Genomic DNA, 26786 nt, shown 5'->3' on the forward strand with positions numbered 1-26786 from the left:
GCCAAAGCGATGGAACGAGCCGAAAACCAAAAAAGGCCGCGGTGACGCGGCCTTTTTCCAATTCGGTGACACTATCTTACTTCTTGCGTGGAACCTTCGGAACCGCGCTTCCCTTCTTCGGAGCGTCGCGAACCTCAGGCTCGGCCCGCGGGGCTGTCTTGGCGCGCGCCTTGCGGGCCGCCTTCGTCTTCAGCTCACCGTCATCCTCGCCGTCGACTTCGGGGTGGGCGACCTCGGCTTCGGGCTTCGGCTTGATCGGCGCCGTTTCCGAAATGGCTTCGAGCACGATGCCGGGCTTGCCGTCTTCCTTGGGGCCGACGGTGACATTGACGACGCCGCCCTTCTTCAGCTTGCCGAAGAGGATTTCGTTGGCGAGCGGCTTCTTGATCGTATCCTGGATGACGCGCGCAAGCGGGCGGGCGCCCATCTTCTCGTCGTAACCCTTTTCCGCCAGCCAGGCGATCGCATCCTCGTGCAGGTCGAAGGTGACGTTCCTTTCGGAAAGCTGGGCCTCCAGCTGCATGATGAACTTCTGCACGACCTTGTGGATGACCGCCGTCGGCAACGCCGCGAAGGGAATGATCGCGTCGAGACGGTTGCGGAATTCCGGCGTGAAGAGACGGGTCAGCGCCTCCTCGTCTTCGCCGGTGCGCTTGGACGAACCGAAACCGATTGCAGCCTTGGCCATTTCGGATGCGCCCGCATTGGTCGTCATGATCAGGATGACGTTGCGGAAGTCGATCTTCTTGCCGTTATGGTCGGTCAGCGTGCCGTGGTCCATGACCTGCAACAGGATATTGTAGATGTCGGGATGCGCCTTCTCGATTTCGTCGAGCAGGACCACGCAATGCGGGTGCTGGTCGACGCCATCTGTGAGGAGGCCGCCCTGGTCGAAGCCGACATAGCCGGGAGGTGCACCGAGAAGACGCGAAACCGTGTGCCGCTCCATATATTCCGACATGTCGAAGCGCAGGAGTTCGACGCCGAGCGACGATGCCAGCTGTTTTGCCACCTCGGTCTTGCCGACGCCGGTCGGACCGGAGAAGACATAGGCGCCGATCGGTTTGTTCGGCTCGCGAAGACCGGCACGCGCCAGCTTGATCGAGGTCGAAAGAGCTTCGATCGCGATATCCTGGCCGTAGACCACCGAACGCAGTTCCTGCTCGAGATTGGCGAGCACGGCTTCATCGTCCTTGGAGACGGTCTTCGGCGGAATGCGCGCCATCGTGGCGACCGTCGCCTCGATCTCCTTTTCGGTGATCAGCTTGCGGCGCTTCGACGGCGGCAGCAGCATCTGGGCCGCACCGGTTTCGTCGATCACGTCGATCGCCTTGTCGGGCAGCTTGCGGTCGGAGATGTAGCGGGCCGACAATTCGACGGCCGACTTGATGGCGTCGTTCGAATAACGCAGGTGGTGATACTCTTCGAAATAGGGCTTCAGGCCCTTCATGATCTCGATCGCATCATCGATCGACGGCTCGCTGACGTCGATCTTCTGGAAACGACGGACCAGCGCCCTGTCCTTCTCGAAGAACTGGCGGTATTCCTTGTACGTTGTCGAACCGATGCAGCGAATCGCGCCCGATGACAGGGCCGGCTTCAGGAGGTTCGATGCATCCATCGCGCCGCCCGAGGTGGCGCCGGCGCCGATCACCGTGTGGATCTCGTCGATGAAGAGCACGGCGCCCGGATATTCTTCCAGTTCCTTGACGACCTGCTTCAGGCGCTCCTCGAAATCGCCGCGGTAGCGCGTGCCGGCCAAGAGCGTGCCCATGTCGAGCGAGAAGATCGTCGCATCGGCGAGCGCTTCCGGCACCTTGCCTTCGACGATGCGCTTGGCAAGGCCTTCGGCGATCGCCGTCTTGCCGACGCCGGGATCACCGACGTAGAGCGGATTGTTCTTCGAACGGCGGCACAGGATCTGGATCGTGCGGCTCACCTCAGCGTGACGGCCGATCAGCGGATCGATCTTGCCGCCCTTGGCCTTCTCGTTGAGATTGACGCAGTAGGCCTTGAGCGCGTCCTGCTGTTTCTTGGGGCCGCCCTCTTCCTCGCCGCCGCGCGCCGTCGGCTTGCTGCTTTCGGCTTCGTCTTCGGCGCCGCGCGGGGGACGCGCTTCCGAAACGCCGGGGCGCTTGCCGATGCCGTGCGAGATGTAGTTGACGGCATCGTAGCGGGTCATCTCCTGCTCCTGCAGGAAATAGGCGGCATGGCTTTCGCGCTCGGCGAAGATCGCGACGAGCACATTGGCGCCGGTCACCTCTTCGCGGCCGGACGACTGCACGTGGATGACCGCACGCTGAATGACGCGCTGGAATCCGGAGGTCGGCTTCGAATCCTCGTCATAACCGGTGATCAGGTTAGAAAGTTCGTTATCGACATATTCGACGAGCGTCTTGCGCAGCGCGTCGAGATCGACATTGCAGGCACCCATGACCGCGGCCGCATCGGCATCGTCGATCAGGGCAAGCAGCAAATGCTCGAGCGTCGCGTATTCGTGGTGCCGCTCGTTGGCAAAGGTCAGTGCCTGATGGAGCGCCTTCTCTAAACTAGGCGAAAATGTTGGCACGTTCAGATCCTCACTTCTTTTCCATGACGCATTGCAGCGGATGCTGGTGCTGCCGGGCGAAGTCCATCACCTGGCTGACCTTCGTTTCCGCTACCTCGTATGTGAATATTCCGCATTCGCCGACGCCGTGGTTATGGACATGGAGCATGATGCGGGTGGCACTTTCACGATCCTTCTGAAAAAAACGCTCCAGAATATGGATGACGAATTCCATGGGAGTGTAGTCGTCATTCAAAAGCAGCACACGATAAAGATTGGGCTTCTTGGTCTTCGGCTTGGTGCGCGTGATGACCGAGGTTCGATTTGCGTTGTCCCCGTTCCTTTCGCTGTCGTTCTGCATCCGGATCGGCTTTGCGATCATTGTCATTCATTCCTCAAGCAATCCAGCGGAGCATGGGAGGGTGCTTTTCCCGCCGAATATCTGAAACACTAACTTAGTTCATAATAGGCTGATTTTAAGCCCCCTGTCAGACACTGCAATCAAGAAATGGCCGGCATGCACGGGAAAGACCAAAAAAGTCCCCGGTCGATCCCATGCGGGCGCTGCAGCGAAAGTGGAAACAAAAAGACCGGCTACAGATGCGTAGCCGGTCCTCATTTTTCAATATGTAGCGCAGGTTGCGCCGTCAAAATCAGTTCATGCAGCAGCAGGCGTCGCCGCCGCCGACTTGGCGCTCTTGACCACGGCAGCGGCGATCGGTGCTTCATAGGGCTTGTAGGCTGATTTGGCGAGATCGGCATACATCTCACTGAGCTTCGTCGTCTCGGAGACAAAGCCTTCGAAATACGCCTTGACGTAGCTCGTCTGCAACTCGAAGGCCGCCTCGAAGCTCTTGACGCCGGCCAGCGTTTCGAAATGCGTCACTGCGTCCTGGAAGGATTTCTTAGAATATTCAGTGGCTTCGGCGGCGATCGCCTGAAAGCCCTTGGTCGTGTCGGAATAGGTTTTCAAGGCCGTGTCGACGGCTTCCTTGCTCTTCTTGTTAGCATCGTCAAAGTTGAACATAAGCCATCCTCCGTTGGGCTGTTGATGGCCGCAGGGTAGCTGCAATGCACAAATAGTCAAGTAGTCTTGTGCGATGCAACACATCTTTGGGTTGCATGACAATAATAAAACAAAGCCGATGTCCCGGGGCACGTACGTCTTTAACGGATTTCGCTAATATATAGGCCGATGCTGCAACTATAAGCTTTAAAAAAAATTTTACTCGTGAGCACAAAAGACAAAAAAAACCGGGCGGATCGTGCCGCCCGGCTCAGCTAAATTGGTCGAACGCGATCAGAGATCGACGTCGAGGATCGCCATCGAAAAGTTGTAGGAGCGGTCACCGTCCTCGTCATCGATATAGACGACGCCCAGAAATTCTTCGCCGAGATAGACTTCCGCAGAATCATCCTTGCGCGGACGCGCCTTGACGATCATCTGCGGATTGAACATGCGCTTGAAATAGGCGTCGAGCTTCTTGATTTCTTCTGGCTTCACTCTGTCATCTCCGTAAGCGGTCTTGATTGGCCGCTTCTTGCACAGGAAATGCAGCGGTGTAAAGGCAAGGTTGCCGTCTGCTCATGGCCCTCCTCGCTCGGATCCCGCCGATTTCTCCTATCCCTGTTTCCAACGGGCGCTCAGATATCGGCGCCGATCACCTGGTCCATGTTGCGCGACGGCTCGGAACAACCGGCCTCGCCGACGACCTTAGCCGGAACGCCCGCCACCGTCTTCTTGGGAGGCACCGCCTTCAAGACAACGGAGCCGGCTGCGACACGTGAGCAGTAGCCGATCTCGATATTGCCAAGGATCTTGGCGCCGGCGCCGATCATGACGCCGGAGCCGATCTTCGGATGACGGTCGGCGCCCTCCTTGCCGGTGCCGCCGAGTGTGACGCCGTGCAGGATCGAGACGTTGTCGCCGATGACAGCCGTCTCGCCGACGACGAGGCCGGTGGCGTGATCGAGGAAGATGCCCTTGCCGATCCGGGCGGCCGGATTGATGTCGGTCTGGAAGACGCTGGAAGAGCGGCTCTGCAGATAGAGGGCGAAATCACGCCGGCCGCGGTTCAGCAGCCAATGGGCGAGACGGTGTGTCTGCAGCGCATGGAAGCCCTTGAAATAAAGCACCGCCTCCATGAAGCGCAGGCATGCGGGATCGCGGTCATAGATCGCCTGGATATCGACGCGCAGGATGGAACTCCAGTCAGGCCAGTCGAGAAGCATTTCCTCGAAGGTCTGGCGCAGGAGGTTCGCCTGCATGTCGGGATGATCGAGACGTTCGCAGATGCGGTGGATGACGCATTCCTCGAGCGAATGGTAGTTGATCACCGTAGAATAGAGGAAGGCGGCGAGAACCGGATCCCGTTCGGCGGCGAGCCGGGCTTCCTCGCGCAGGCTGTCCCAGATGGGGTCCATCACCTTCAGCGGATGGCCTGTCTCAAAAGCACGGATGTCAGTCTTTGCGACCATCGCCGCTCTCCTCGTTGCCGGAAGGAATGCCGTTTTCGGAATGCCAATATATAAAGGAAAACGCCAATAACATAAATGGGTGCCGTCGCCATGGTTTTTTAGCATGGTTTTTCGGCATCACGATGTTGTCAGCGATGGGCGACCCTTGCATAGAAGGCCAGCACCGCCTGCTTGAAAACCCTGTCGCCGACGGCGAGCATATGATCGCGGCCCGGAATATCCAGCGCCTCGGCATTTTGCATCAGCGCCGCCAATTCCTGCGGCGAGCCGGCAATATCATCCTTGGTGCCGACGCCGATCAGCGTCGGCATGTCGAGCTTGGCCATATCGGAGCGGGCAACGAGATCGCGCGAGCCGCGGATACAGTCGGCAAGGGCGACGCGGTCACTCTTCGTCTGCTCGGCGAAGGCGCGGAACACGCGTCCGCGGGCATGCGTCACCGCGTCGAGCGAGGGCGCCAGCAGCGCATCGGCGATCGGGTCCCAATCGCCGACGCCGTCGGTCATGCCGATGCCGAGGCCGCCGAGCACCAGCGAACGGACCCGATGGGGATTGGCAAGTGCGGCAAAGACGGAAATACGCGCGCCCATCGAATAGCCCATGACATTGGCTTTGGGGATGCCAAGATGGTCGAGCAGCGCGACCGCATCGCCGGCCATGATCCATGGACGATAGGCTTCGGCATCGTGCGGCTTGTCGCTTGCGCCATGGCCGCGATTGTCCATGGCGATCACCCGGTAGCCGGCATCGCCCAGCGTCTTCAGCCAGCCCGGATGCACCCAGTTGACGTTAGCGGTCGAGGCAAAGCCGTGGATCAACAACACGGGCACACCGGCCGGATCGCCCTCATCGAAGAAGGCGAGCTGCAATCCATCATGGGTAAAGCTTGAAAATGCGGGTGTATTTAAATTCATCGGGCCTTCCTTTTTGGCGCGACCATAGTCGAGCGGCCTTTCATCGTGAAGCCAAAAACTGTGGCTAAAAACTGTGCCTGGCGCGGCGGTTTGGCTCTACACATTTGCGGCGAAGGCTTATAAGGTTCGCGCACATTTCAAAGCATTCGGAGAGCGACATGGCCGGCCACAACATTCCCCACTTCCAGAACGACGGCGGTCACAGCGTTATCGAAGTTGGCGTCAAGGAATTCATGTGCACCGGCGCTTCGGCTCCCTTCGATCATCCGCATATCTTCATCGACATGGGCGACGACAACGAGAAGGTCTGTTCCTATTGCTCGACGCTCTATCGTTTCAATTCCGCGCTCAAGCCCAGCCAGACCAATCCGGCCGGTTGCGTTTTCCACGTGAAGGCGGCGTAGTCAGTCCAGATCCGGATCGGACGGACAATGCCGATCGAACATGCCGCCATCATCGGCGCCGGCATATCAGGGCTGACCGCTGCCCTTGCGCTTTCGCGCCGGGGTATCAGTTCGGAGATCTTCGAGCAGGCGGGCGAACTCACCGACATCGGCGCCGGATTGCAGGTTTCGCCGAACGCCTCTCGCATCCTTGCCGAATTCGGTATCCTTGAGGGACTGTCAAAGGTCTGGCTCGAGCCGGATGCGATCCGGCTGATATCAGGCAGTTCGCTTCGCCAACTCGCGACGGTGCCGGCCGGCAAATTCGCGCGGGAACGCTGGGGCGCTCCCTATGGCGTCCTGCACCGCACCACATTGCAAAAAGCCCTTCTGGATGCGGTTACGGCCGATCCGCTCTGCCGGCTTCACCTCGGCGTGCGGATGGTCTCGATCCTACCGCCTTTCGAGCGGGCGCCCGATGTTATCATCGGCGCCGACGGCGTCTGGTCGAAGCTTCGGCAATCCGTTCCGGGCAGCCCCTCGCCGCGCTTTTCCGGCAATATCGCCTACCGCTTTACCATTCCCGAAAATGAGGCGCCTGGTTTCCTCGACCGGGCAAGCGTTTCGGCTTTTCTCGGCGGCTCGGCACATCTCGTCTGCTATCCGCTCAGGGAGACCGGCAGCTTCAACATGGTGGCGATCACCGCCGGCAATATCGCGCCGCAGGCCTGGCAAAGCGAGCCGACGGCCGAGCAGCGGGTGCAGCTGCGGGCGCGCCTTTCCGGCTGGAACGCCTCGATCGTCTCACTACTCGAAATACACCGGAAGCTGACGTTCTGGCCACTGTTCGAAACCACATCAGGCGCATGGCAGGACGGCCGAAAGACGGTTCTGATCGGCGACGCCGCACATGCGATGATGCCGTTTGCCGCCCAGGGAGCGGCGATGGCGATCGAAGACGGCTATGAACTGGCCGCATTTCTTTCGAACCGTCCCGTGGCGGAAGCACTGGCGCTCTTCGAACGACATCGCGCGCCGCGCATCGCGAAGCTTCGCCAGCGCGGCGCCTTCAACCGGTTTGCCTATCATGCGAAAGGGCCGATCCGGATCGGCCGCGATCTCGTGCTCGGCCTCAAGCCGCCGCTAAGCCTGGCGGCAGATCTCGACTGGATCTACGGCTATCGGGCTGCAGATCTGCCGTGAGCCGCTGCCAGCGACGACAAAGCGTGTCCGATCAGATGGCGCTTGCGGCGGCAAAACCCCGCTCGATATCGGCCTTGAGATCGGCCACGTCCTCGATGCCGATCTGCAGGCGGATGACCGGACCGTCCGTCGGAGCCTTGGCGACCGTGCGATCGTTGAGATAGGCGTGCAAGGCGAGGCTTTCATAGCCGCCCCAGGAATAACCGAGACCAAAAATCCTGAGCGCGTCGAGGAAGGCATGCGCCTTTGCTCTGGACTTCTCGGGACCATCGGCGGCAAGCACGAAGGAAAAGATGCCGCTGGCACCTTTGAAATCGCGCTTCCAGAGATGGTGGGAGGGGAAACTCGGCAGGGCCGGATGCAGCACGCGGGCGACATCCTCCCTGCCCTCCAGCCATTCCGCGATATCGAGCGCGCTTTCATAATGCCGCTCGAGGCGCAGGCCCATGGTGCGCAATCCGCGTAGGATCTGGTAGGCATCATCGGGTGCGCCGCAGATGCCGAGCACACCGTTTGCCTCCTTCAGCCGCTCCCAATGCTCGGCATTGGCCGAAACCGTTCCGAGCAGAATATCGGAATGGCCGGACGGATATTTCGTCGATGCGTGGATCGAGATGTCGACGCCGTGATGGAGCGGCCTGAAATAGAGCGGCGTTGCCCAGGTATTGTCCATCATGACGACGGCGCCATGGCGGTGCGCAACCGCCGAGATTGCCGGAATATCCTGCATTTCGAACGTATTCGAGCCGGGGGCCTCGGTATGGACGAGCTTCGTGTTCGACCGGAACAACGTCTCGATGCCGGCGCCGATCTCCGGATCGTAATATTCCACCTCGACGCCGAGGCGCTTCAGCATCGTGTCGCAGAAATGGCGCGTCGGACCATAGACCGAATCGACCACCAGCGCATGATCGCCGGCAGCGACGAAACCCAGGAACGGAATTGTGACGGCCGCAAGGCCCGAGGGGACGAGGATCGTGCCGGCCGAGCCTTCGAGCGCGTCGATCGCCTCGCAGAGCGCATCCGTCGTCGGTGTGCCGCGCGTTCCGTAGGTGTATTTCTGCGTGCGCGTCTCCATCGCCCGTGCATTCGGAAACAACACAGTCGAGGCATGCACGACCGGCGGATTGATGAAGCCGTGATAGTCGAACGGGTCGTTGCCGATATGGGTCAGGCGGGTGTTGATGCCGGCATTCTGCAGCAAGCTGTCTTTGTCTTTCATGTCGGGAATAGCCTTTGGCGAAGGGTCGCGAAACCAGACTTTTGGACGCCCCGCCGTTTCGGGTCAACCCCTTGAAGATCGGTTGCAGGCGACGATCCGAAATGATGGAAATTTCGATTTTCGCGTTATTTTTCCGCAACCGGACGCCTATTTCATAGCCAGCCGCCCACGAATGCAGCGCAATCTACCAAAATTCTGAATTTTGCGGCAATTATTGGGCGCGACACTTGACCATAGTGACATTTGCGACTGTGATAGGGTCACTCGCGCCGGGAGGGTGTCGAGACAATGGGGAGGCGGCACGGATTGTTCGCACGCACTCTCCACAAGAAAAGATAAGACAACGGAAAAGGTTGGGAAAATGAAAAATAAGCTCCTGTCGGCCGCCATCGGCGCAGCAGTTTTGGCAGCTGGCGCCTCGGCCGCCTCCGCCACCACACTCTCAGACGTCAAGGCAAAGGGTTTCGTTCAGTGCGGCGTCAATACCGGCCTTACCGGCTTTGCCGCACCTGACGCTTCCGGCAATTGGGCCGGCTTCGACGTCGACTTCTGCAAGGCCGTCGCTTCGGCCGTGTTCGGCGACCCCACCAAGGTCAAATACACGCCGACAAATGCGAAGGAACGCTTCACCGCTCTGCAGTCCGGCGAAATCGACGTTCTCTCGCGCAATACGACCTGGACGATCAATCGCGACACCGCTCTCGGCTTCAACTTCCGTCCTGTCACCTATTACGACGGCCAGGGCTTCATGGTGCGCAAGGGTCTGAACGTGAAGTCGGCTCTCGAACTCTCCGGCGCCGCAGTGTGCGTACAGTCAGGCACGACTACCGAACTGAACCTCGCCGATTACTTCAAGACGAACAATCTGCAGTACAATCCGGTCGTCTTCGAAAATCTTCCTGAGGTCAACGCCGCCTATGACGCCGGTCGTTGCGACGTTTACACGACCGACCAATCCGGTCTCTATTCGTTGCGTCTGACGCTGAAGAATCCCGACGAACACGTCATCCTTCCTGAGATCATCTCCAAGGAGCCGCTTGGCCCGGCCGTCCGTCAGGGTGACGACCAGTGGTTCGACATCGTTTCCTGGACGGCTTATGCGCTGATCAATGCCGAAGAGTTCGGCATTACCCAGGCAAATGTCGACGAGATGAAGAACTCGCCGAACCCGGATATCAAGCGCTTCCTCGGCAGCGAGGCCGATACCAAGATCGGCACCGACCTCGGCCTGACCAATGATTGGGCCGCCAATGTCATCAAGGGCGTCGGCAATTATGGCGAAATCTTCGAACGCAACATCGGTCAGGGTAGCCCCCTCAAGATCGCACGCGGCTTGAATGCCCTGTGGAACAAGGGCGGCATCCAGTACGCACCGCCGGTTCGTTAATCGAGCCCTGGCATGAAATACCGGGAAGGCGGCCAAGCCGCCTTCCCGCTTCCAAAAAGCTAAAAAGAAAGCCCGAAAACGGGCACAAGGGGATTGGCGCGGCATGACGCATGAGGCTGTGGATTCGACACCTTTGCATGGCACCGGCTGGAGTTTCCGGTCGGCAATGTACGACCCGAAATACCGGAGCATATTTTACCAGGTTCTAACAATCGTTGTCCTCGTGGGCTTTGTGTGGTGGGTGGCCCACAACACGGCCGCGAACCTTGCCCGCAGCAATACGGCATCGGGTTTCGGCTTTCTTCGCGGTCGCGCCGGTTTCGAAATCGGCCAGTCGCTGATCAGCTTTTCGAGTGACTCGACTTATGCGCGCGCACTTCTCGTCGGCATTCTGAATACCTTGCTGGTGGCGGTGACCGGGATCTTCACGGCGACCATCATCGGTTTCCTGATCGGGATCGGCCGGCTGTCGCGCAATTGGTTGGTTGCCAAGCTCTGCACGGTCTATGTCGAGGTTTTCCGCAACATTCCGCCGCTGCTCGTCATCTTTTTCTGGTATCTCGGCGTTCTCTCCGTCTTGCCGCAGCCGCGCGAGTCGGTGGGTCTGCCGTTCAGCATGTTCCTCAACAACAGAGGACTAGCCTTCCCGAAGCCGATCTTTGAGACAGGCATGATAGCGGTCGCCATCGCCCTGCTGATTGCGATTGTCGCCACCATCATCATCGTGCGCTGGGCCCACAAGCGCCAAGCCGCAACCGGCCAGCCGTTCCACACCGTATGGACGTCGATCGCGCTGATCGTCGGCATGCCATTGCTGGTCTTCGTTGTCTCCGGCTTTCCGCTCACCTTCGACGTTCCGATTGCCGGAAAATTCAACCTCACGGGCGGCTCCGTCGTCGGCCCCGAATTCATGTCGCTGTTTCTCGCTCTGTCCTTCTATACCGCCTCGTTCATCGCCGAGATCGTTCGCGGCGGCATTCGCGGCGTTGCAAAGGGACAATCCGAAGCAGCCGGCGCGCTGGGACTGCATCCATCGAGCGTGACGAGACTTGTCGTGGTGCCGCAGGCGCTACGTATCATCATCCCGCCGCTGACGAGCCAGTACCTGAACCTGACCAAGAACTCCTCACTCGCCATCGCGATCGGTTTCTCGGATCTCGTTGCCGTCGGTGGCACGATCCTCAATCAGAGCGGTCAAGCGATCGAGATCGTCTGCATCTGGGGTATCGTCTATCTCAGCTTGAGCATTCTCACGTCGCTGTTCATGAATTGGTTCAATGCCAAGATGGCACTGGTGGAGAGATAAGATGTCGGTCGCCGATAAACCCTTTGTCAGAACGTCCATCCTTGCCGCCGAACCGCCGCCCCCCGGCGAGACGGGGGCCGTCGCCTGGATACGCCGCAATCTCCTGGCAACTCCGAAGGACGTGATCCTGACGATCCTGGCTCTTGCGCTCATCGCATGGGCCGTGCCGCATCTCGTCAACTGGCTGTTCATCCAGGCCGTATGGTCAGGCCCGGACCGCACATTCTGCGCGACGACGATCCAGGGCGGCATCCAGCCTGACGGCTGGAGCGGTGCATGCTGGGCCTTCATCAGCGCCAAGTACGATCAGTTTATTTTCGGCCGCTATCCGCTCGGTGAGCGTTGGAGGCCGGCGATCGTCGGGATCCTGTTCATTCTGCTGCTGGTCCCGATGTTGATCCCGTCGGCGCCGCGCAAGGGCATGAACGCCATTCTTCTGTTCGCCGTCCTGCCGGTCCTCGCCTTCTGGCTTCTTCACGGCGGCTTCGGCCTCGAAGTGGTGGATACTCCGCTCTGGGGCGGGTTGATGGTGACGCTCGTTCTATCCTTTGTCGGTATTGCCGTCTCTTTACCCTGCGGCATTCTGCTCGCGCTGGGACGCCGCTCGAAGATGCCCGTCATCCGGATGCTTTGCGTTACCTTCATCGAGGTCATTCGAGGCGTTCCGCTGATCACCGTTCTGTTCATGGCAAGTGTCATGCTGCCGCTCTTCCTTCCCACAGGCTGGAACGTGGACAAACTGCTTCGGGCGCTGATCGGTGTGTCGATCTTCACGTCGGCCTATATGGCGGAAGTGATCCGCGGCGGCCTTCAGGCGATCCCGAAGGGCCAGTTCGAAGGCGCCGATTCACTTGGCCTCGGCTATTGGCAAAAAACCCGGCTGATCATCATGCCGCAGGCCATCAAGCTGGTGATCCCGAGCATCGTGAACACCTTCATCGGAACGTTCAAGGACACGTCGCTGGTCACCATTATCGGCATGTTCGATCTGCTTGGCATCGTCAAGCTGAACTTCTCAGATGCCAACTGGGCAAGCGCTGTCACGCCGATCACGGGTCTGATCTTCGCGGGCTTCATCTTCTGGCTGTTCTGCTTCGGCATGTCGCGCTATTCAGGTTTCATGGAACGCCATCTCGATACCGGCCACAAACGATAAGAACGCTAAAACGATAAAAATGAGGGAAAATAGTCATGGCTGAAGCTCCAGCGAAAAAGCTCACCGTTTCCGCGACGGAAGTGGCGGTCGAGATCGTCAACATGAACAAGTGGTACGGCGATTTCCACGTGCTACGCGACATCAACCTGAAGGTCATGCGTGGCGAGCGTATCGTCATCGCCGGTCCGTCGGGCTCGGGCAAGTCGACGATGATCCGCTGCATCAATCGCCTGGAAGAGCATCAGAAGGGCAAAATCATCGTCGATGGCACCGAGCTCACCAACGACCTGAAGAAGATCGACGAAGTGCGGCGCGAAGTCGGCATGGTGTTCCAGCACTTCAACCTCTTCCCGCACCTGACGATCCTCGAAAACTGCACGCTGGCGCCGATCTGGGTCCGCAAGATGCCGAAGAAGCAAGCCGAAGAAGTGGCCATGCACTTCCTCAAGCGGGTCAAGATCCCGGAGCAGGCCAACAAATATCCGGGCCAGCTCTCCGGCGGCCAGCAGCAGCGCGTGGCGATCGCCCGGTCGCTGTGTATGAACCCGAAGATCATGCTGTTCGACGAGCCGACCTCGGCGCTCGATCCCGAAATGATCAAGGAAGTGCTCGACACCATGGTGGGTCTTGCCGAGGAAGGCATGACCATGCTCTGCGTCACGCATGAAATGGGCTTTGCCCGCCAGGTCGCCAACCGCGTCATCTTCATGGACCAGGGCCAGATCGTCGAGCAGAATTCACCGGCCGAGTTCTTCGACAATCCGCAGCACGAACGCACCAAGCTGTTCCTCAGCCAGATCCTGCACTAAAGCGGGTCACGATCTTTCGGTTTCTCTCCCCGCGCTTTAGGCCCTTGTTTTTACGCATGTTGTCGCAAACCGCTGCTCACTTTTGCATGCTTTAGATCGAAGCATCCTTTGAAAAGACCTGCCGAGCCGCTGGCTCGGCGGGTTTTGCATGTTCAGCGGGAGGCGGCGAATAATCCGATCGGAGCTCTTCCTCGAGATCGATCACACGCCGCATTGGCTTTTCTACCAAAGATTGAACGTGTTAAAAATAACTCCCTTCCCGCCTGGATATATCAGGCGGGAAGTCCATGTTTCAGCATGTTCTCATCTGATGGAACTGGAGGTTTAGAATGGGCATTTTCGACAAAATCAAACATGCAATCTTCGGAGAGGCGAAAGCAGCCGAACCCGTTGCTGCCGGCGCGCCGAAGATGGAGCCGGCGCAAGCGCCTGCCTCACCGTCGGCAGCGCCCAGTCCAAGGCCTGCTGCCCCTGCCCCGCAGAGCAAGCCTGCCACCGCGACAGCCACAGTCGATATCGTCCCGATCCTTGACGCGGCTGTGAAGAAGAGCGGCCAGAAACTCGATTGGCGCCACTCGATCGTGGACTTGATGAAAGCCGTTGGGATGGATGCAAGCCTAACCGAGCGCAAGGAACTTGCCGCTGAACTCGGCTATACCGGCGACGCCAACGATTCCGCAAAAATGAATGTGTGGCTGCACAAGGCGCTGATGAAGCGGCTTTCGGAAAATGGCGGCAAGGTTCCCGCCGATCTCTTGGATTGATCGGTACAGAATTGCTGCCGCCATCCTGTGGCGGCAGCTCTCAAGCCGCCGGTGCGCTTCGCGAGATGATCTCGCTCATTTCTCACGGTCGGCCATCCGGAAGATCACGCCGCCGATGTAGATGCCGCAACAAGCGGGCCTTGCCCGCAGGCACTGGAACTAATAACGTTCTGCTCGATACTTCGATAATCGATCAGGGGGGAATAAATCCAATGAGATTGATGGCAGTCGTTGGTCTTGCACTTAGCCTGGGCTGTATATCGGCCGCAGAATCTCCTTCAAACTATCAGTCCTACAGCGGCATTCGGGTCGATACCGACCCGGCGCTCCTGGCTCGATACGATAAAGTGCTTCAGCAGTGCGTGCCGGAGGCTGGCTCATGGCGACGCGGCTCAACGGACCCGCACAGCCTCTATTACAACGCGGCTCTCAGAAGTTGCCTCTATAGGTACAGTTTCGTCGACAGGGGCGTCTACGCCTACCCCATCCCCCAGGTCTACTTCGATCATTTCCTGGATCGCTGAGAAGAGCCGAGCAGATCCAATCCGCCGTAGGCCTTCAGAGGCGCATCAAACAAAAACCCCACCATTATGGCGGGGTTGTCTTCGATCGCGATGCAGCCCTTCAAAATGCTACAGCGTCCTTTGCGCGGCTTAAAAGACGCGCGGCGCTGTCGTCAGCGTTTGCCGCCACTTGGCGGCCTGCCCTTGCCTGCCGGTCGATTGCCGCTTCCGGACGAGGTCTTGGCGTCATTGCCCTGACCGAAGTTGGTGCCGCCGAGATGGCCACCGCCACTGGTATTGGCGACCTGGCGCTGCATTTTGCGCAACAGTGCTTCTGCATTGGTCTTGCTCATGAAATTCTCCTCAATGGCTGGAAAACCCAGCCTGAATGGCGCCGTTGACATCCGCGGGCAAAGACCGAAGGCATATCAGGCAGCGACGATGGGTGTTTGGCGGAGGCTTGCGTCGATCAAAGAATTGCCTGCGTTCATGACGATCCCCCTCAACCGGCATGACAATCACCCTCCGGCGGCTGCCGGACGGCGCAGAAATCGATTTTGAAAGGAAAGATCAGCTGGGACGCCAAGGGCGCAAACCAAGCTCGACAAGCAATTTCGATAGAAGAATCAATAGGACGGCAATGTGTTTAAAACAAGTTCCCGGCCACTTGGTTGTCTAGGCATTGCCTCGAATTTCTGCCCAATCGGACAAGGGCAATAGCCCTAAGCATTTTAACAATCCAGATAGTCCGATCGAAAGCTGCGCCTGACAAAACAACAACTTACGATTTCAACAGTAAAACGACATCTCACGGTTTTTGATGGGATCGGTGGCCCTCATCGCGGAGTGATGAACCTCGTGTTCTCGGTGTACTCCGGTGCGGTCATGGTAACGGCAGCCCTCATTGGAGCCTGTCATCCGTCCGAGAAGCATCCCAAGACCAGTTCGGATCTGCTCGGCCGCGCTTTGACCCAGATCGGTTTGATCGGTTTGACCGCTCTGCGACTGCATCGAATCTCCCCGTTCCGTTGCCGGCCGTTGTTGCGGAACCATCCGCGGATGATCATGCAGCAGCTCCCGTTGGAACGCTTTTTGCAGGGTTACTAATATGTTGATGATGCAAGGACCAAATGTCATGAATCGGTACACATCGCATCAGTTTCCCGCCCTGAGGATGCTCATGAGCGGCCAAGATAAATACAGCGTCGTCAGAACCCTCGGCGACGCAGCCATCATGCTCATTTCCGAATGGCCTGGAGATGATGGCGAGGAGTATATCGTAGCGGTGAAGACATGCCTCGACGCGATCCGCGGCACCACGCCCGCAAACGCCGCGCGGGAAGCGCTGATGAGAGCGGCTGATGAAGCCGGCATCCGCTACCTCTCGGTCGTTCACTGAGATCACCGCCTGGATCGGGCAGAAACGGCGCGCAGCCACGCTGATCGCCGAGGCCGAATTCTGGGGCTAGGTAGGATGGATGGCGGAGAGCTGCAGCCTGCCTGCTATGCTGAGGAAATGCCGGATAGCACTGGTCCTGTGAGCCCTCCCAGATCAAGCTGCGGGCGTGAGTGGATCATATCGGGCGAAACGACATCCCACCTGTAGTGACTAGCTGCAATACGCTACCCGTTGGACCTCGTCAAAGGCATGAAATACGTGAAAGCCGCCGCATGGTCTTTCGCGTCACGCGAATCGAAATAGAAATCAGACGCCGATCATTGGTAGCAACAACACCGTTGTGGCCGCGACAAACCGACAAACGGCGTCCGACAGACCTTCAGTTCTGCGCAGCGGGCAGTTCCGGCACCACTGGCGCGCGTCTTTGATATTGCATCGGCATCGGAAACTGCGGGGCTCTACACTGACAGCGCGTGGATCGGAGCTGGCGTGCATGCGACGCAGCCGGCAATCTGCCGATAGTGAGCAGCGGCGTCATTCATCCTGCGCTGATCGTGCGCTTGCCCCTGATCCCGGACCAATACTCACCAGTTGATTCACTCTTGTTTAAATGCAAGAGGAGTAAGGATTTCGCGAGTATCACAACAATGATCGCGCCGTCCGAAACTCGATAAGTTAATAGGGCCTTCGCATGGATATTGACGGTATGCTTAAGGAGATTGCCGACAAGGGCGGGGCGATGGAAGTCGTAGAAGACCACTATTATCCCTTGGACGTGGAAGCCGAGTTGCTCGGCCTCATTTCCAAAGAGTATCATGGCGGGGACCTAGGCTTTACGGAAACGCTGGCATTGACGAATAAGGGACGCCAGCATCTTGGAATAGATGTAGTCACTCCACACACATGGACTTCAGCTGCCAGCACATTCGCTCGTATTATTGCCAAGTTTACACGACCAATTCTCTACCGGTGACTTTGTATTACTTAGGTTTATCAAATTTCCATGGTCGCGTGGCTATTTTTGGCCTCGCTCCATTGTTCAAGGCGCGGCTGGCGGTTTGGAAGCGGAGGCACAAAGACCGCGCGCTTGCTGGGTGTGGATCGCATTTGACGCATTTTTTCGGTGGCTGCCGAAGCGGGTGGGTGTCCAACTTGTCGACCACGCCTGTTATCTGGCTCTTATTGATTGCGCCGGGCGGCAGTGGCAGTCTCGATGCTGCATATTCAGTCGGATAATCCTCATAGATTACGTCGCGCGCGCATTCCATGATATCTCCACCGATATAATTAAGTGCACTACGAGGATATTGGTAGGCATAACGCAGCCTAATGAATGCGTTGGCTGACAAACGCAGTGTTTCGTCAAAATCCGGGTGAGGCTTCCTTGTCGCGGCGGCTATGGGATTGCGTATTATCAAAACGCCTGCAACAGGGCTTTCCCATTTCGTTTTGATCCTTTTTTGAATATCGCGTCGCAGCATTCTGAAGAGTTTTCTCAGATCGTGCTCGTTTGGGGCGTCTTTTCCCTTATCTCTAAGGAAGAGGAACTTGAAGTAAAGTTCCGTCGCAAAGGCAACATAGGTCATGCCTGGAACAAGCGATCGAGGGTCCAGATGAGCCGCAGTTCCTGGCACCCCTTCAAGAATAATTGAGGCCCGCCGATATTCCTCGGCGGTCAACAGCACCAATGCAGGGTCACTCGCCATATTGACCTCCTCGGGCAGGAAGGGTGATCTTGACCATATTTGCATCCAGAAGTCGAGCCGGACCGGTCCGACAGCAACCAGTCGATAACCGTCACGCCCTTACCCTCCAGCGGCGGAACTCCAGTGACTGAGTCGAGAGATATTTGAAATGGTGAAACTGCGGTCGATCGAACTCGCCAATCCTGCCACCTCGTATATCGGTAGGTAGTGTGCGGAAGGTTCTGCAAATTCACTAAGAGGGGCGGTCATGGCAGGCTGGTGATGTTCAACGTCACCTGATTCCCTGGAAGGAACGCCACCATGACCAAGACTGAAGATAAGACTGCTGTTGCCGCCGTCAAAGATATTCTGCTTTCAGATCCCGATGGGCTGCACGAGGTGCTGCGCGCGGGATGCAGGAGGTCCTTGAAGCCGAGATGGACGAGGCTTTAGGAGCCGCGAAAGCCGAACGAACGCCCGAACGGCTCGGCTACCGCTCCGGCCATTACGGCCGCACGCTGATGACGCGGATGGGTAAATTGGAGCTCAGGGTGCCGCAGGACCGCTCGGGGCACTTCTCCACCGAGCTGTTCGAACGCTACCAGCGCTCGGAGCGGGCGCTGGTCGCCACGCTGGCCGAGATGTATGTGCAGGGGGTGTCGACGCGCAAGGTCAAGGCGATCACCGAAGAACTGTGTGGGCATGCGTTCTCGGCCTCATCGATCTCGGCGATCAACAAGCGGCTCGATGAAAGCCTGAAGGCCTTTGCCTGCCGCCCGCTTCAAGAGCCCTTTCCCTACCTCATCCTCGATGCCCGTTATGAGAAGGTCAGAGAGGCCGGCGTCGTCAGGAGCCAAGCGGTGCTGATCGCCGTCGGCATCGATTGGGATGGCCGGCGGCAAATCCTGTCCGTCGAGATGGCCAGCCGCGAGAGCCGCTCGGCCTGGAAGGACTTCCTGCTGGGATTGAAAGCCCGCGGCCTCAAGGGTGTCGAATTCGTCGTCTCCGACGATCATGCCGGCCTCGTCGCGGCCATCGGCGAGGTCATTCCGGAAGCCGCCTGGCAGCGCTGCTATGTGCACTTCCTGCGCAATGCGCTCGACCATCTGCCGCGCAAGCACGGCGACGATTGCCTGCAGGAACTGCGATGGATCTACGACCGGCGCGACCTCGCCGAGGCGAAGGCCGATCTGTCCGCCTGGCTTGGTAAATGGTCGGGAAAATACCCACGGCTGACCGGCTGGCTCGAGGAAGCCATCGAGCAGACGCTGACCTTCTTCCGCCTGCCGCGCACCCACCACAAGCATCTCAAGAGCACCAACATGCTCGAGCGCTTCAACGAGGAGATTCGCCGCTGGAACGAGACATCGATACCACGCTCGGCACGCAGATTCTCGATATGACGCAGGCGCAGCGGAAACCGAAAGTACAGTCGTACCGCATGCCCAATGATCTCGGCGGGGAATCGGCGGCGCTTGAAATGCTGCGCAATGGGTTTGGCCGAATCTGCTGCGGTCATGCCCTCCCATTACCCTCTCGATTTGTCCCAATCGGTAAAGCGGCGCTGCCTAAAATCGCTAAATACAGAAAAAATGTCGATTCCGCCCTTCGCGGGAGGAATCCGCTCACGCCCGTCAGGTTTTTCTAATGTTTTCAAGGGACGCATATCGCGGCAGTTGCAGAAAGAATAATTCGCGGAAAGCGAGACCTTTATACTGCCTCAATTTGGGCGACTCAAATTTCACTAAATATTTCAAAACGTAACTTCGGATCGATTTTGATAATGTGGCAGCAATATGGCTATGTTTGTCAAGCACTTACTATCGCTCTACTGTTGCGCCCTCCAGGATGTCACCCTATAACCCCTCGCCGTAACGCCTGATTAACCAAAATTAGTACCGGCAAAGACAACGCTAAGGTTGAGGAACAAGAACATGACGACATACTATGTAGCGACGACCGGCAGCGGCGGTGGTAACGGAAGTGCCTCCACTCCCTTTCGCACGATTGGCGAGGCAATGTCGGCGAACCTTAAGCCCGGCGACGAGGTGGTGGTGAAGCCAGGAACCTACAACGAGAGCATCAACATCGACAAGGACGGCTCGGCGGCAGGCGACATCACGCTACGCTCGGAAGTGCCTGGCGCAGCGCTGATCCGGCCGCCCGCGGGCTCGTACACCGGGATCAGTGTCAACGCCAACTACGTGACAATCGACGGCTTCGACATCAAGGGCGGCAACGGTGACGGCATCGAAGCGAACAACGTCCATCACGTCTCAATTCTCAACAACAAGGTCCACGACAGCGGGGAGTCGGGCATTCAGTTCAACTATTCTGACTTCGTCAAGATCGTCGGGAACGAGACCTACCATAACGCGTCCACGGGCTGGTTCTCGGGCATCTCGATCTACGAGAACCGGAACATCACCGGCGATACCTCGACGACCGGCTACCGGAATATCGTACAAAACAACATCTCGCACGACAACGTCACGAAGACGGGTGCGCACACCGATGGCAACGGCATCATCATCGACGATTTTCAGAGCACACAGGCGGATGGTCATCCGAACTATACGTTTAAGACCCTCGTCGACAACAACCTGGTCTACGAGAACGGCGGCAAAGGCGTCCAGGTTGCCTGGAGCGACTCCGTCACGGTGCAGAACAACACGGCATACCACAACAACCAGGACCCGCTGAACGACGGCACCTGGCGCGGCGAGCTCAGCAACGCGCAGTCGAGCAACAACACCTGGGTCAACAACGTCGCCGTAGCCGACCCATCGGTGAACAAGAACAACACCGCTGTCGATAACACGTCGTACGGTGGCTACACCAACGCCAACACTGTCTGGGCCAACAACATCACTTACAACGGCACGGCCGGCCAGGACTCGGTCAGGACCGACGGTGGCAACGCGATGCCGAGTGCGACGAACGGCAACAAGCTCGGTGTCGACCCGCATTTCGCGGGGGCAGCGACCGACAACTTCCACCTCGGCTCCGGCTCGTCGGCGATCGACGGTGGAACCACCAAGTACGGCGTCGGCTCGACCGATCTGGACGGCCACGCTCGCGTCGTTGGAACTGTCGATATGGGTGCCTACGAATCGGGCTCCAGCGCGGCACCGGGAACGCCAACCACGCCGACGCAACCGACAACGCCGACAACGCCGACCACGCCGACAGAGCCAACCACGCCGACGCAGCCGAGCTCCGGCTCGGGAACGCCGACCACGCCGACGCAACCGACAGAGCCGACCACGCCGACCACATCGACGAAGGTATATACCGGCACCGAGGGTAACGACTACCTGCCACACACCGGTCAGTCCAACGGCGGCAACGAAACCTACAAGGGTCTCGGCGGCAATGACGTGTTGAAGGGCGGCGCCGGCTCGGACGTCATCATTGGTGGTGCCGGAAAGGACATCATGAGCGGTGGTATCGGCTCGGATACGTTTACCTTCAAGACGGCGACGGAGACCGGATCCGGCTGGAACCGCGACGTCATCACCGACTTCCAGCATGGGGTCGACAAGATCAACCTCTCGGCGATCGATGCGAATGGCTCTGCGCAGGGCGATGCAGCCTTCCATTTCCAGGCGCAAGAGAATGCCTTGTTCGATAAGAAGGCTGGCGCGCTCGCTTGGCACTATCAAGACAATGCTGGATCCGATCACGATATTACCGTTGTCCAGGCCGACCTGAACGGCGACGGCGTTCATGACTTCGAGATTCAGCTGCAGGGCCTCGTCCACCTGGGGGCAGGCGATTTGATCCTGTAACTATACCTGTTGCGGCGGTCGTCTGATCGCCGCAACAATCGTGCTAACAAAATGTGTCGACGGCGGAGTAAAACCCGCCACGCGGCGCGCAAAATTCGACTACTTCAGCGCGTGGATGAGCAAGCTGGGAGGGCGTAGCCCGAACGGCGATCCCATCCGCGCGCTGCGATTTTTTGACGGCTGTCAGCCGGCCTTTCGAGTGCGGACTTGCGCGAGGCGATAACTGTCGCCGTTCATCTCGCGGATGTCGACGTGGCGGGTGACGCGGTCCAGCAGAGCGCCGGTCAGGCACTCGGATCCCAGGATTCCTCGAACGCAAGGTTGCTGGTGATCAGATGGCACTCGTCGACGTCTTGCGAGATCAGTTCAAACAATAATTCCGCACCGGTCTGGGACGCCCGTCCGGCCGCCGTACGCGGGATTCGCCGGGCGGCGGTCCAAATGTGAGCGCCCGGTGACCAGGCTCCTTCGGGCTGGTCACGGGCGGCTTCAAGTCATTGAATTTGTGGCGACCCCTGCAGGAATCGAACCTGCGACAACCTGCTTAGAAGGCAGGTGCTCTATCCAGCTGAGCTAAGGGGCCGTCCGGCGGCCGCGTCTCACGAGCGCGACCGGATGCGGCATATCTGGACCAGAAATCTCAATGCGTCCAGGGCTGCGTGCGGGTATAGCGGAAATTGTCCGGATAGGCGACAACCTGGCGTGTCGGGTCCTTCGGCGCGATGACGCGGTATTCGATACCGTTGCGTTGGGCATAGGCTTCGGCGAGTTCCTGCGTTTCGAAGGTGAGCTTCACCTGCTGGCGCATGTCACCCGAAGAGGTGTAGCCCATGATCGGATCGATCTTAAGCGGAGACTCCTGATCGAACTCAAGCACCCAGAGATTGGTCTTGGCCTTGCCGGACTGCATGGCGGTCTTGGCTGGACGATAGATCTTGGCAGACATGACTGCAGCGTCTCCGACTATGCGGGACAATGCCCGCCATTTATGGTCTCAATCCCGTTGCCGGCCCGTGCCGGGCCTTTTGCATCATCGCTGAGGATAACGCAAAGAGATGAATTTTGCTTAGCGGCGAATCCCCGCTTTTTCAAGGAAAAAGGCGGTGCACGACGACGCTGCCGACTCCATCCCATGACAAGCCGATGCGTTAGGAAGCAAAGAATATCCGCGGACAGGCGGCGGTGGGCATTCTTCCCCTCGTGACGGACCAGCCATCTCTTGATGGCCAAGCGACACCGGCCGGATTGCGCAATGTTACCGATTGTCGCATGTTGTGATTGCAACCTGATTGCCGCAGCCAGCCCTCGGCACTATTTCTACGGCTCGGTTGGTTTCAGTGGATTCGCACTCATGATGAGACGTTCGGCGGAGTTCAATGCCATTGTGATAGGGGCTGGTATCACGGCGTTCTTCTACCTTGCGATCAGCTACGCTCAATATATCGGCCTGATCGCTCACGGCTAAGGCAGAATTGCCCTGACGCCAATAGTGCCAGGCAAACGGATTAGTGCGCTGGTAAGCAGACTGACCGCCCATCAAGATTTTTCTATCTTGCATCCACAGGTCCGGCGAGGAATCTTCGGCCAGAGCTGGATTTATGGGTTGCGACGGCGAAGTGAACCGTGTATCTCCCCTGCCATTCACGGCACGGAGTGTAGCGCAGCCTGGTAGCGCATCTGGTTTGGGACCAGAGGGTCGGGAGTTCGAATCTCTCCACTCCGACCATTCAAATATCCCGATATTGTTGAATTCCTTGACAGGCGCAGCGCAGCTTGCGGTTATGCGCGCCGTTACTTCATCTTTTTCGTCGTCGTGGCGCTGACGATCCTGTCGCCAGGCTTGATTCCGAGTTTGGCAACAATGCCGGCGTTGAGTTCGACGACGTATTTCACCGCAACCATCGAATCGATGATGTCGCGCGAATAGGGCACTGCCTTTTCCTTGATGTGGCGAATCGTACCGGCGTCGTCGGCAAAGAGCATGTCGAGCGGCAGGATGGTGTTTTCCATCCACATGGTGACGCGCCTTGGCTCGTCGAAATCGAAGATCATGCCGGCATCATCGGCCATCACCTTGCGAAACATCAGGCCGCGGGCGCGCTGATCCGGGGTCGCGGCGATCTCGACAGTAAAATGCAACACCTTGCCCGCAGCAGTCTGGATGAGCAGCGGCTCCTTGTCGAACCGCATCTGCTCGTCAGCGAAGGCCGGCAGCCCAACCATGAAAAAAAGCGCCAGGATGGCGCTTCTGATAGCATCAAATAGGATTAGGCCGCGCATGTTCAGTGCGACCGGCTTGCCGGGCTCGGAACGTCGGGATGGATCTCTGCGGCCATCAAGCCCTTTTCTCCGTCGCCGAAGCGGACGAGCACCACCTGGCCGGGGCGCAGTTCCGTCAGGCCGAAGCGGCGGAGCGTTTCCATGTGCACGAAGATGTCTTCGGTGCCCTCGCCGCGCGTCAGGAAGCCGAAGCCCTTGGTGCGGTTGAACCATTTGACAAGTGCACGCTCGAGTCCGCTCGTTGCGGTGACCTGCACATGGGTGCGCACCGGCGGCAGCTGCGAGGGATGAACCGCGGTCGACTGGTCCATCGAGAGGATCTTGAAAGCCTGATAGCCGCGCTCGCGGCGCTGGATGAGGGCGACGATGCGCGTTCCCTCGAGGATCGTCTGGTAGCCGTCGCGGCGCAGGCAGGTCACGTGCAGGAGTACATCCTGCATGCCGTTGTCTGGCACGATGAAGCCGAAACCCTTGGCAACGTCGAACCACTTGACGACGCCGGTGATTTCAACAAGATCGACCGCCTCTCCCGATAGCTCGTCGAGGTCGGAGTATTCGTTCGATGAAATCCTGTCAGCCATTGTCGCCAGCCCCTCGAATACGCGTCACACTGTTACGGTTAACTGATTCTTGAAATCAAGATTAACATCTTGGTAACGGATAAGCGCAAGTCCTAGTTTTCGGTTATTCCCAGGTGCACATTTTATAAAGATGACTTGCCCGAAGCTGACCTCGGCTCGCCGAAAAAAGCTAGCCCCAATAAAGGAGTAAATAGAATGCGTTATCTTCATACAATGGTGCGCGTCAAAGACCTGGACGCCTCGCTTGCCTTTTACACCACGCTTTTCGGGCTGGAGGAGATTCGCCGCCACGAAAACGAGAAGGGCCGCTTCACCCTGGTTTTCCTGGCTGCTCGCGACGATCTCGACCGTGCGCGCAGCGAAAAGGCCCCTGCCTCGAGCTTACCTACAATTGGGACACGGAAGATTATAGCGGAGGTCGCAATTTCGGCCACCTCGCTTATGAGGTCGACGATATTTACGCGACCTGCCAGAATCTGATGGACAACGGCGTCACCATCAACCGGCCGCCGCGCGACGGGAACATGGCGTTCGTGCGCTCGCCCGACGGTATCTCGATCGAAATCCTGCAAAAGGGCAGCCCGCTTCCGGCCACTGAGCCCTGGCTCTCGATGGGCAATACCGGCGCCTGGTAAGGCTTTTCGGCGCAAGGCTTTTGCGAGGCTTGCGGCTTTTCCGATTTCGGGTCCGGCCGACGCTTCGGCGCTTGCCGCGATCCGGCCCCGCAGGCAATCTCCTAACGACTCGAAGCGGAAGAGAAGCGGTTTTCGCTTATTTTCCGGAGCAACTGGAGACTGTCGCTTGCGTAAGATGCAGATGCGGATGCCCGTGACGGGCGCTTTGCTGATCGCCACCTCGGTGCTGGCGCTGTCCAGTTGCGCGTCGGACAAGAAGGCGCTCGATTCCGCCGCAGTTGTTCCAGCACAAGCCGCAGCACCGCAGCTTGCCACCGCAGCGCCTGGGGGCCCTGCCCCACGTTCGGTCTATACGGACCCACGGCTCGTCAACGTCTCCGGCGTCCAGGGCGCGCCTCAGGTCGTGGCACAAGATCCAAATGCCGCCGCTCCGCCCGCCGGCTCGGCAACGGCGGCGCCTGCCAATATCGGCGGGTTGGTCCTGCAGTCGACCAGGATCAACGCGCAGTCGATGAGCATCTTTTCAGATCGCCAGCCGGCGCCGCAGAACAATAGCACCTCCACCGTCATTCAGCCGCAGGCCTATGTGCCGGTGGAAGGTGCAGCACCGGCGCGGAGCAGCGTCTATAGCCAGTCGCCCGTGCCTACACAGCCGGCAGAGCCGGTGCTGCCGCAGCAATCCTCGCAGAATAACAGCACGCAGCTTGCGCCTGTGCAGACTGCGTCGCTGGCGACGGGCAGCATTCCGACCTCGACGATGAATGCGCTCTACAGCGCGCCGAAGCAGAACCTGCTCGGCAGCCTCTCGGGCCTCCTGCACAAGGCGGCCCTGCCCGGCATGACGCGCATCGCGCCGAACGGGCTGCATCTCCAGAACGACAAGGTCGAGGTCGGTTGCTTCAAGCCCGACCTGCTGAAAGTGATCAAGACGGTCGAAAACCATTTCGGGCGACCGGTCATCGTCACCTCCGGCTATCGAGACGAAGAGCACAACCGCCTGGCCGGCGGGGCTGACGAATCGATGCACAAGAGCTGCGAGGCGGCCGACATCCAGATCGACGGTGTTACGAAATGGGATATCGCCGCCTATATCCGCTCGTTGCCGGACCGCGGCGGCGTCGGCACCTATTGCCATACGGATTCGGTCCACCTCGATACCGGCAAAAGTCGTGACTGGAACTGGGGCTGCGGCGGCAAACGCGCGCCGATGACGACCGCACGAGCGATCTGACGGCCGCGCGATTTTGGCATTACGTTACGGCAGCACCACCTGGTCTCATTAAAGAAACAACCGGCAGCCTGTTGATTCGGCTTCAATAATCGGCTTCTCGAACGCGCTCGGATTTCCTGTCATTTTTTTGAAAGAAACCGCAATTGCCGCTTGCGGGATTCAATACGCCTGACTATAAGGGCGCCACCACGAAGGACGCGCCCTTCGTCTATCGGTTAGGACACCAGATTTTCATTCTGGGAAGAGGGGTTCGACTCCCCTAGGGCGTACCACTTTCTCCCTATATAGAAGCCATCACTTCCGCTTGCAGAAGCCGGCGCACGCTCCTATTTTAACGAGGCTGCCTGCGCCCTTCGTCTATCGGTTAGGACGACAGATTCTCATTCTGTAAAGAGGGGTTCGACTCCCCTAGGGCGTACCAATTCCTGATGATAGGCCACCGGCCCTATGAGTCCCCTCGTGTAGAACCCTCTGGGTTCGCGCGCCGCTGCTCATCCCAGCCCGCCGGCTT

General features: G+C 58.7%; 26 protein-coding genes, 4 tRNA genes and 3 pseudogenes. 19 read left to right on the forward strand and 14 right to left on the reverse strand.

Translation table 11 applies throughout. The annotated features are described in order from the left end of the window. Positions 1–76: 76 nt before the first annotated feature. The 6 genes from clpA to ACS4RR_RS15470 all read right to left on the reverse strand — a co-directional run bounded on the left by clpA (position 77) and on the right by ACS4RR_RS15470 (position 5940). The gene (gene clpA / locus ACS4RR_RS15445) at positions 77–2569 is read right to left on the reverse strand and encodes an ATP-dependent Clp protease ATP-binding subunit ClpA (protein ID WP_017964131.1); all 2493 of its coding nucleotides are present in this window, start codon (positions 2567–2569) and stop codon (positions 77–79) included. A gap of 10 nt (positions 2570–2579) precedes the next feature. Continuing rightward, complete coding sequence (clpS, locus tag ACS4RR_RS15450; RefSeq protein ID WP_017988219.1) at positions 2580–2930, reverse strand: ATP-dependent Clp protease adapter ClpS; 351 nt, start codon at positions 2928–2930, stop codon at positions 2580–2582. A 276-nt stretch (positions 2931–3206) separates the two neighbouring features. Further along, the gene (locus tag ACS4RR_RS15455; RefSeq protein WP_456188991.1) at positions 3207–3575 is read right to left on the reverse strand and encodes a phasin family protein; all 369 of its coding nucleotides are present in this window, start codon (positions 3573–3575) and stop codon (positions 3207–3209) included. A gap of 273 nt (positions 3576–3848) precedes the next feature. Then, complete coding sequence (locus ACS4RR_RS15460) at positions 3849–4052, reverse strand: DUF3126 family protein (protein ID WP_003539277.1); 204 nt, start codon at positions 4050–4052, stop codon at positions 3849–3851. 140 nt (positions 4053–4192) lie between these two features. After that, positions 4193–5026, reverse strand: coding sequence for a serine O-acetyltransferase (gene cysE / locus ACS4RR_RS15465; RefSeq protein ID WP_011651805.1), 834 nt, complete (start codon positions 5024–5026; stop codon positions 4193–4195). 128 nt (positions 5027–5154) lie between these two features. Further along, on the reverse strand, positions 5155–5940 hold the full coding sequence (locus tag ACS4RR_RS15470; protein WP_260110765.1) for an alpha/beta fold hydrolase: 786 nt from the start codon (positions 5938–5940) through the stop codon (positions 5155–5157). 158 nt (positions 5941–6098) lie between these two features. On the opposite strand from ACS4RR_RS15470, the gene ACS4RR_RS15475 reads away from it, so the two are divergent. Together ACS4RR_RS15475 and ACS4RR_RS15480 are read left to right on the forward strand one after the other, a co-directional pair. Next, a complete protein-coding gene (locus ACS4RR_RS15475) occupies positions 6099–6344 on the forward strand; it encodes a zinc-finger domain-containing protein (protein WP_017964128.1) in 246 nt (81 codons plus the stop codon). A gap of 27 nt (positions 6345–6371) precedes the next feature. Next, positions 6372–7526, forward strand: coding sequence for an FAD-dependent monooxygenase (locus ACS4RR_RS15480; protein WP_456188992.1), 1155 nt, complete (start codon positions 6372–6374; stop codon positions 7524–7526). A 31-nt stretch (positions 7527–7557) separates the two neighbouring features. On the opposite strand, the gene ACS4RR_RS15485 is transcribed toward ACS4RR_RS15480, so the two are convergent. Next, positions 7558–8748 (reverse strand): cystathionine beta-lyase, encoded by a 1191-nt coding sequence (locus tag ACS4RR_RS15485; protein ID WP_260110763.1) that lies wholly within the window; start codon positions 8746–8748, stop codon positions 7558–7560. A 361-nt stretch (positions 8749–9109) separates the two neighbouring features. Here ACS4RR_RS15485 and ACS4RR_RS15490 point away from each other — a divergent pair, with 361 nt between their 5' ends. The 6 genes from ACS4RR_RS15490 to ACS4RR_RS15515 all read left to right on the forward strand — a co-directional run bounded on the left by ACS4RR_RS15490 (position 9110) and on the right by ACS4RR_RS15515 (position 14694). Then, positions 9110–10135 carry an amino acid ABC transporter substrate-binding protein gene (locus tag ACS4RR_RS15490; RefSeq protein WP_017964125.1) on the forward strand — a complete coding sequence of 342 codons (1026 nt, stop codon included), beginning with the start codon at positions 9110–9112 and terminating at the stop codon, positions 10133–10135. Between the two features lie 103 nt (positions 10136–10238). Then, a complete protein-coding gene (locus ACS4RR_RS15495; RefSeq protein WP_260110762.1) occupies positions 10239–11441 on the forward strand; it encodes an amino acid ABC transporter permease in 1203 nt (400 codons plus the stop codon). A gap of 1 nt (position 11442) precedes the next feature. Continuing rightward, a complete protein-coding gene (locus ACS4RR_RS15500) occupies positions 11443–12597 on the forward strand; it encodes an amino acid ABC transporter permease (protein ID WP_017964123.1) in 1155 nt (384 codons plus the stop codon). Between the two features lie 35 nt (positions 12598–12632). After that, positions 12633–13406 (forward strand): amino acid ABC transporter ATP-binding protein, encoded by a 774-nt coding sequence (locus tag ACS4RR_RS15505; RefSeq protein ID WP_162118789.1) that lies wholly within the window; start codon positions 12633–12635, stop codon positions 13404–13406. Positions 13407–13735: 329 nt separating this feature from the next. After that, positions 13736–14170, forward strand: a complete 435-nt coding sequence (locus ACS4RR_RS15510; RefSeq protein ID WP_222383870.1) for a DUF3597 domain-containing protein — start codon at positions 13736–13738, stop codon at positions 14168–14170. Positions 14171–14382: 212 nt separating this feature from the next. Next, positions 14383–14694, forward strand: coding sequence for a hypothetical protein (locus ACS4RR_RS15515; protein ID WP_170262064.1), 312 nt, complete (start codon positions 14383–14385; stop codon positions 14692–14694). Positions 14695–14846: 152 nt separating this feature from the next. Here ACS4RR_RS15515 and ACS4RR_RS15520 read toward each other — a convergent pair whose 3' ends face one another. Continuing rightward, positions 14847–15026 (reverse strand): hypothetical protein, encoded by a 180-nt coding sequence (locus tag ACS4RR_RS15520; RefSeq protein WP_017964118.1) that lies wholly within the window; start codon positions 15024–15026, stop codon positions 14847–14849. Positions 15027–15522: 496 nt separating this feature from the next. On the opposite strand from ACS4RR_RS15520, the gene ACS4RR_RS15525 reads away from it, so the two are divergent. The 3 genes from ACS4RR_RS15525 (at position 15523) to ACS4RR_RS15535 (ending at position 17045) form a co-directional block, all read left to right on the forward strand. Then, a complete protein-coding gene (locus ACS4RR_RS15525) occupies positions 15523–15780 on the forward strand; it encodes a hypothetical protein (protein WP_456188993.1) in 258 nt (85 codons plus the stop codon). A 1-nt stretch (position 15781) separates the two neighbouring features. After that, positions 15782–16072, forward strand: coding sequence for a DUF982 domain-containing protein (locus ACS4RR_RS15530; RefSeq protein WP_017964116.1), 291 nt, complete (start codon positions 15782–15784; stop codon positions 16070–16072). Positions 16073–16763: 691 nt separating this feature from the next. Beyond that, positions 16764–17045: a hypothetical protein gene (locus ACS4RR_RS15535; protein ID WP_162118793.1), complete on the forward strand. Its 282-nt coding sequence runs from the start codon at positions 16764–16766 to the stop codon at positions 17043–17045. Between the two features lie 7 nt (positions 17046–17052). Here the strand turns inward: ACS4RR_RS15535 and ACS4RR_RS15540 are convergent, their stop codons facing one another. Further along, positions 17053–17778 carry a hypothetical protein gene (locus tag ACS4RR_RS15540; RefSeq protein WP_456188994.1) on the reverse strand — a complete coding sequence of 242 codons (726 nt, stop codon included), beginning with the start codon at positions 17776–17778 and terminating at the stop codon, positions 17053–17055. Between the two features lie 300 nt (positions 17779–18078). Between ACS4RR_RS15540 and ACS4RR_RS15545 the strand changes: the two are divergent. Together ACS4RR_RS15545 and ACS4RR_RS15550 are read left to right on the forward strand one after the other, a co-directional pair. Further along, positions 18079–19112: pseudogene (locus tag ACS4RR_RS15545) on the forward strand (IS256 family transposase); the annotation flags it as partial. Between the two features lie 579 nt (positions 19113–19691). Continuing rightward, positions 19692–21548, forward strand: a complete 1857-nt coding sequence (locus tag ACS4RR_RS15550) for a right-handed parallel beta-helix repeat-containing protein (protein ID WP_170280590.1) — start codon at positions 19692–19694, stop codon at positions 21546–21548. Positions 21549–21731: 183 nt separating this feature from the next. On the opposite strand, the pseudogene ACS4RR_RS15555 reads toward ACS4RR_RS15550, so the two are convergent. From ACS4RR_RS15555 to ACS4RR_RS15565, 3 genes and pseudogenes are all read right to left on the reverse strand, one after another. Then, positions 21732–21943, reverse strand: a pseudogene (locus tag ACS4RR_RS15555) (ATP-binding protein); the annotation flags it as partial. Positions 21944–22054: 111 nt separating this feature from the next. Continuing rightward, positions 22055–22131: transfer RNA gene (locus tag ACS4RR_RS15560), tRNA-Arg, on the reverse strand. A gap of 57 nt (positions 22132–22188) precedes the next feature. Continuing rightward, complete coding sequence (locus tag ACS4RR_RS15565) at positions 22189–22494, reverse strand: ETC complex I subunit (protein WP_407751814.1); 306 nt, start codon at positions 22492–22494, stop codon at positions 22189–22191. A 306-nt stretch (positions 22495–22800) separates the two neighbouring features. Here ACS4RR_RS15565 and ACS4RR_RS15570 point away from each other — a divergent pair, with 306 nt between their 5' ends. Together ACS4RR_RS15570 and ACS4RR_RS15575 are read left to right on the forward strand one after the other, a co-directional pair. Beyond that, entirely contained in the window at positions 22801–23013 is a 213-nt protein-coding gene (locus tag ACS4RR_RS15570; RefSeq protein ID WP_017964110.1) for a hypothetical protein, read from the forward strand. 184 nt (positions 23014–23197) lie between these two features. Beyond that, a tRNA-Pro gene (locus ACS4RR_RS15575) sits at positions 23198–23274 on the forward strand. A gap of 65 nt (positions 23275–23339) precedes the next feature. Here ACS4RR_RS15575 and ACS4RR_RS15580 read toward each other — a convergent pair. Beyond that, the gene (locus ACS4RR_RS15580; RefSeq protein ID WP_456188995.1) at positions 23340–23828 is read right to left on the reverse strand and encodes a DUF192 domain-containing protein; all 489 of its coding nucleotides are present in this window, start codon (positions 23826–23828) and stop codon (positions 23340–23342) included. A gap of 2 nt (positions 23829–23830) precedes the next feature. After that, positions 23831–24409 (reverse strand): cold-shock protein, encoded by a 579-nt coding sequence (locus ACS4RR_RS15585; RefSeq protein ID WP_012757289.1) that lies wholly within the window; start codon positions 24407–24409, stop codon positions 23831–23833. Between the two features lie 195 nt (positions 24410–24604). Between ACS4RR_RS15585 and gloA the strand changes: the two are divergent. The 4 genes and pseudogenes from gloA to ACS4RR_RS15605 all read left to right on the forward strand — a co-directional run bounded on the left by gloA (position 24605) and on the right by ACS4RR_RS15605 (position 26696). After that, positions 24605–25044, forward strand: a pseudogene (gloA, locus tag ACS4RR_RS15590) (lactoylglutathione lyase). 175 nt (positions 25045–25219) lie between these two features. Then, positions 25220–26275 carry a YcbK family protein gene (locus tag ACS4RR_RS15595; RefSeq protein ID WP_441005671.1) on the forward strand — a complete coding sequence of 352 codons (1056 nt, stop codon included), beginning with the start codon at positions 25220–25222 and terminating at the stop codon, positions 26273–26275. Between the two features lie 197 nt (positions 26276–26472). Next, positions 26473–26547, forward strand: a tRNA-Glu gene (locus ACS4RR_RS15600). A 74-nt stretch (positions 26548–26621) separates the two neighbouring features. Then, positions 26622–26696: transfer RNA gene (locus ACS4RR_RS15605), tRNA-Glu, on the forward strand. The last annotated feature ends 90 nt before the right edge of the window (positions 26697–26786 follow it).

The sequence above is a fragment of the Rhizobium zaerense genome (assembly GCF_051810725.1).
In the GTDB taxonomy this organism is placed as follows: Bacteria; Pseudomonadota; Alphaproteobacteria; order Rhizobiales; family Rhizobiaceae; genus Rhizobium; species Rhizobium leguminosarum_I.

What these genes read in the sequence shown, in the direction of transcription:
- ACS4RR_RS15565 (WP_407751814.1), bottom strand. Translation starts at nt 22,494, where the DNA reads ATGTCTGCCAAGATCTATCGTCCAGCCAAGACCGCCATGCAGTCCGGC.
- ACS4RR_RS15490 (WP_017964125.1), top strand. Translation starts at nt 9,110, where the DNA reads ATGAAAAATAAGCTCCTGTCGGCCGCCATCGGCGCAGCAGTTTTGGCA.
- ACS4RR_RS15495 (WP_260110762.1), top strand. Translation starts at nt 10,239, where the DNA reads ATGACGCATGAGGCTGTGGATTCGACACCTTTGCATGGCACCGGCTGG.
- ACS4RR_RS15515 (WP_170262064.1), top strand. Translation starts at nt 14,383, where the DNA reads ATGAGATTGATGGCAGTCGTTGGTCTTGCACTTAGCCTGGGCTGTATA.
- ACS4RR_RS15500 (WP_017964123.1), top strand. Translation starts at nt 11,443, where the DNA reads ATGTCGGTCGCCGATAAACCCTTTGTCAGAACGTCCATCCTTGCCGCC.
- ACS4RR_RS15470 (WP_260110765.1), bottom strand. Translation starts at nt 5,940, where the DNA reads ATGAATTTAAATACACCCGCATTTTCAAGCTTTACCCATGATGGATTG.
- ACS4RR_RS15530 (WP_017964116.1), top strand. Translation starts at nt 15,782, where the DNA reads ATGTTGATGATGCAAGGACCAAATGTCATGAATCGGTACACATCGCAT.
- ACS4RR_RS15520 (WP_017964118.1), bottom strand. Translation starts at nt 15,026, where the DNA reads ATGAGCAAGACCAATGCAGAAGCACTGTTGCGCAAAATGCAGCGCCAG.
- ACS4RR_RS15540 (WP_456188994.1), bottom strand. Translation starts at nt 17,778, where the DNA reads ATGGCGAGTGACCCTGCATTGGTGCTGTTGACCGCCGAGGAATATCGG.
- cysE (WP_011651805.1), bottom strand. Translation starts at nt 5,026, where the DNA reads ATGGTCGCAAAGACTGACATCCGTGCTTTTGAGACAGGCCATCCGCTG.
- ACS4RR_RS15455 (WP_456188991.1), bottom strand. Translation starts at nt 3,575, where the DNA reads ATGTTCAACTTTGACGATGCTAACAAGAAGAGCAAGGAAGCCGTCGAC.
- ACS4RR_RS15595 (WP_441005671.1), top strand. Translation starts at nt 25,220, where the DNA reads ATGCAGATGCGGATGCCCGTGACGGGCGCTTTGCTGATCGCCACCTCG.
- ACS4RR_RS15550 (WP_170280590.1), top strand. Translation starts at nt 19,692, where the DNA reads ATGACGACATACTATGTAGCGACGACCGGCAGCGGCGGTGGTAACGGA.
- ACS4RR_RS15510 (WP_222383870.1), top strand. Translation starts at nt 13,736, where the DNA reads ATGGGCATTTTCGACAAAATCAAACATGCAATCTTCGGAGAGGCGAAA.
- ACS4RR_RS15480 (WP_456188992.1), top strand. Translation starts at nt 6,372, where the DNA reads ATGCCGATCGAACATGCCGCCATCATCGGCGCCGGCATATCAGGGCTG.
- clpS (WP_017988219.1), bottom strand. Translation starts at nt 2,930, where the DNA reads ATGATCGCAAAGCCGATCCGGATGCAGAACGACAGCGAAAGGAACGGG.
- ACS4RR_RS15475 (WP_017964128.1), top strand. Translation starts at nt 6,099, where the DNA reads ATGGCCGGCCACAACATTCCCCACTTCCAGAACGACGGCGGTCACAGC.
- ACS4RR_RS15525 (WP_456188993.1), top strand. Translation starts at nt 15,523, where the DNA reads ATGAACCTCGTGTTCTCGGTGTACTCCGGTGCGGTCATGGTAACGGCA.
- ACS4RR_RS15580 (WP_456188995.1), bottom strand. Translation starts at nt 23,828, where the DNA reads ATGCGCGGCCTAATCCTATTTGATGCTATCAGAAGCGCCATCCTGGCG.
- ACS4RR_RS15535 (WP_162118793.1), top strand. Translation starts at nt 16,764, where the DNA reads ATGGATATTGACGGTATGCTTAAGGAGATTGCCGACAAGGGCGGGGCG.
- ACS4RR_RS15485 (WP_260110763.1), bottom strand. Translation starts at nt 8,748, where the DNA reads ATGAAAGACAAAGACAGCTTGCTGCAGAATGCCGGCATCAACACCCGC.
- ACS4RR_RS15585 (WP_012757289.1), bottom strand. Translation starts at nt 24,409, where the DNA reads ATGGCTGACAGGATTTCATCGAACGAATACTCCGACCTCGACGAGCTA.
- ACS4RR_RS15505 (WP_162118789.1), top strand. Translation starts at nt 12,633, where the DNA reads ATGGCTGAAGCTCCAGCGAAAAAGCTCACCGTTTCCGCGACGGAAGTG.
- ACS4RR_RS15570 (WP_017964110.1), top strand. Translation starts at nt 22,801, where the DNA reads ATGTTACCGATTGTCGCATGTTGTGATTGCAACCTGATTGCCGCAGCC.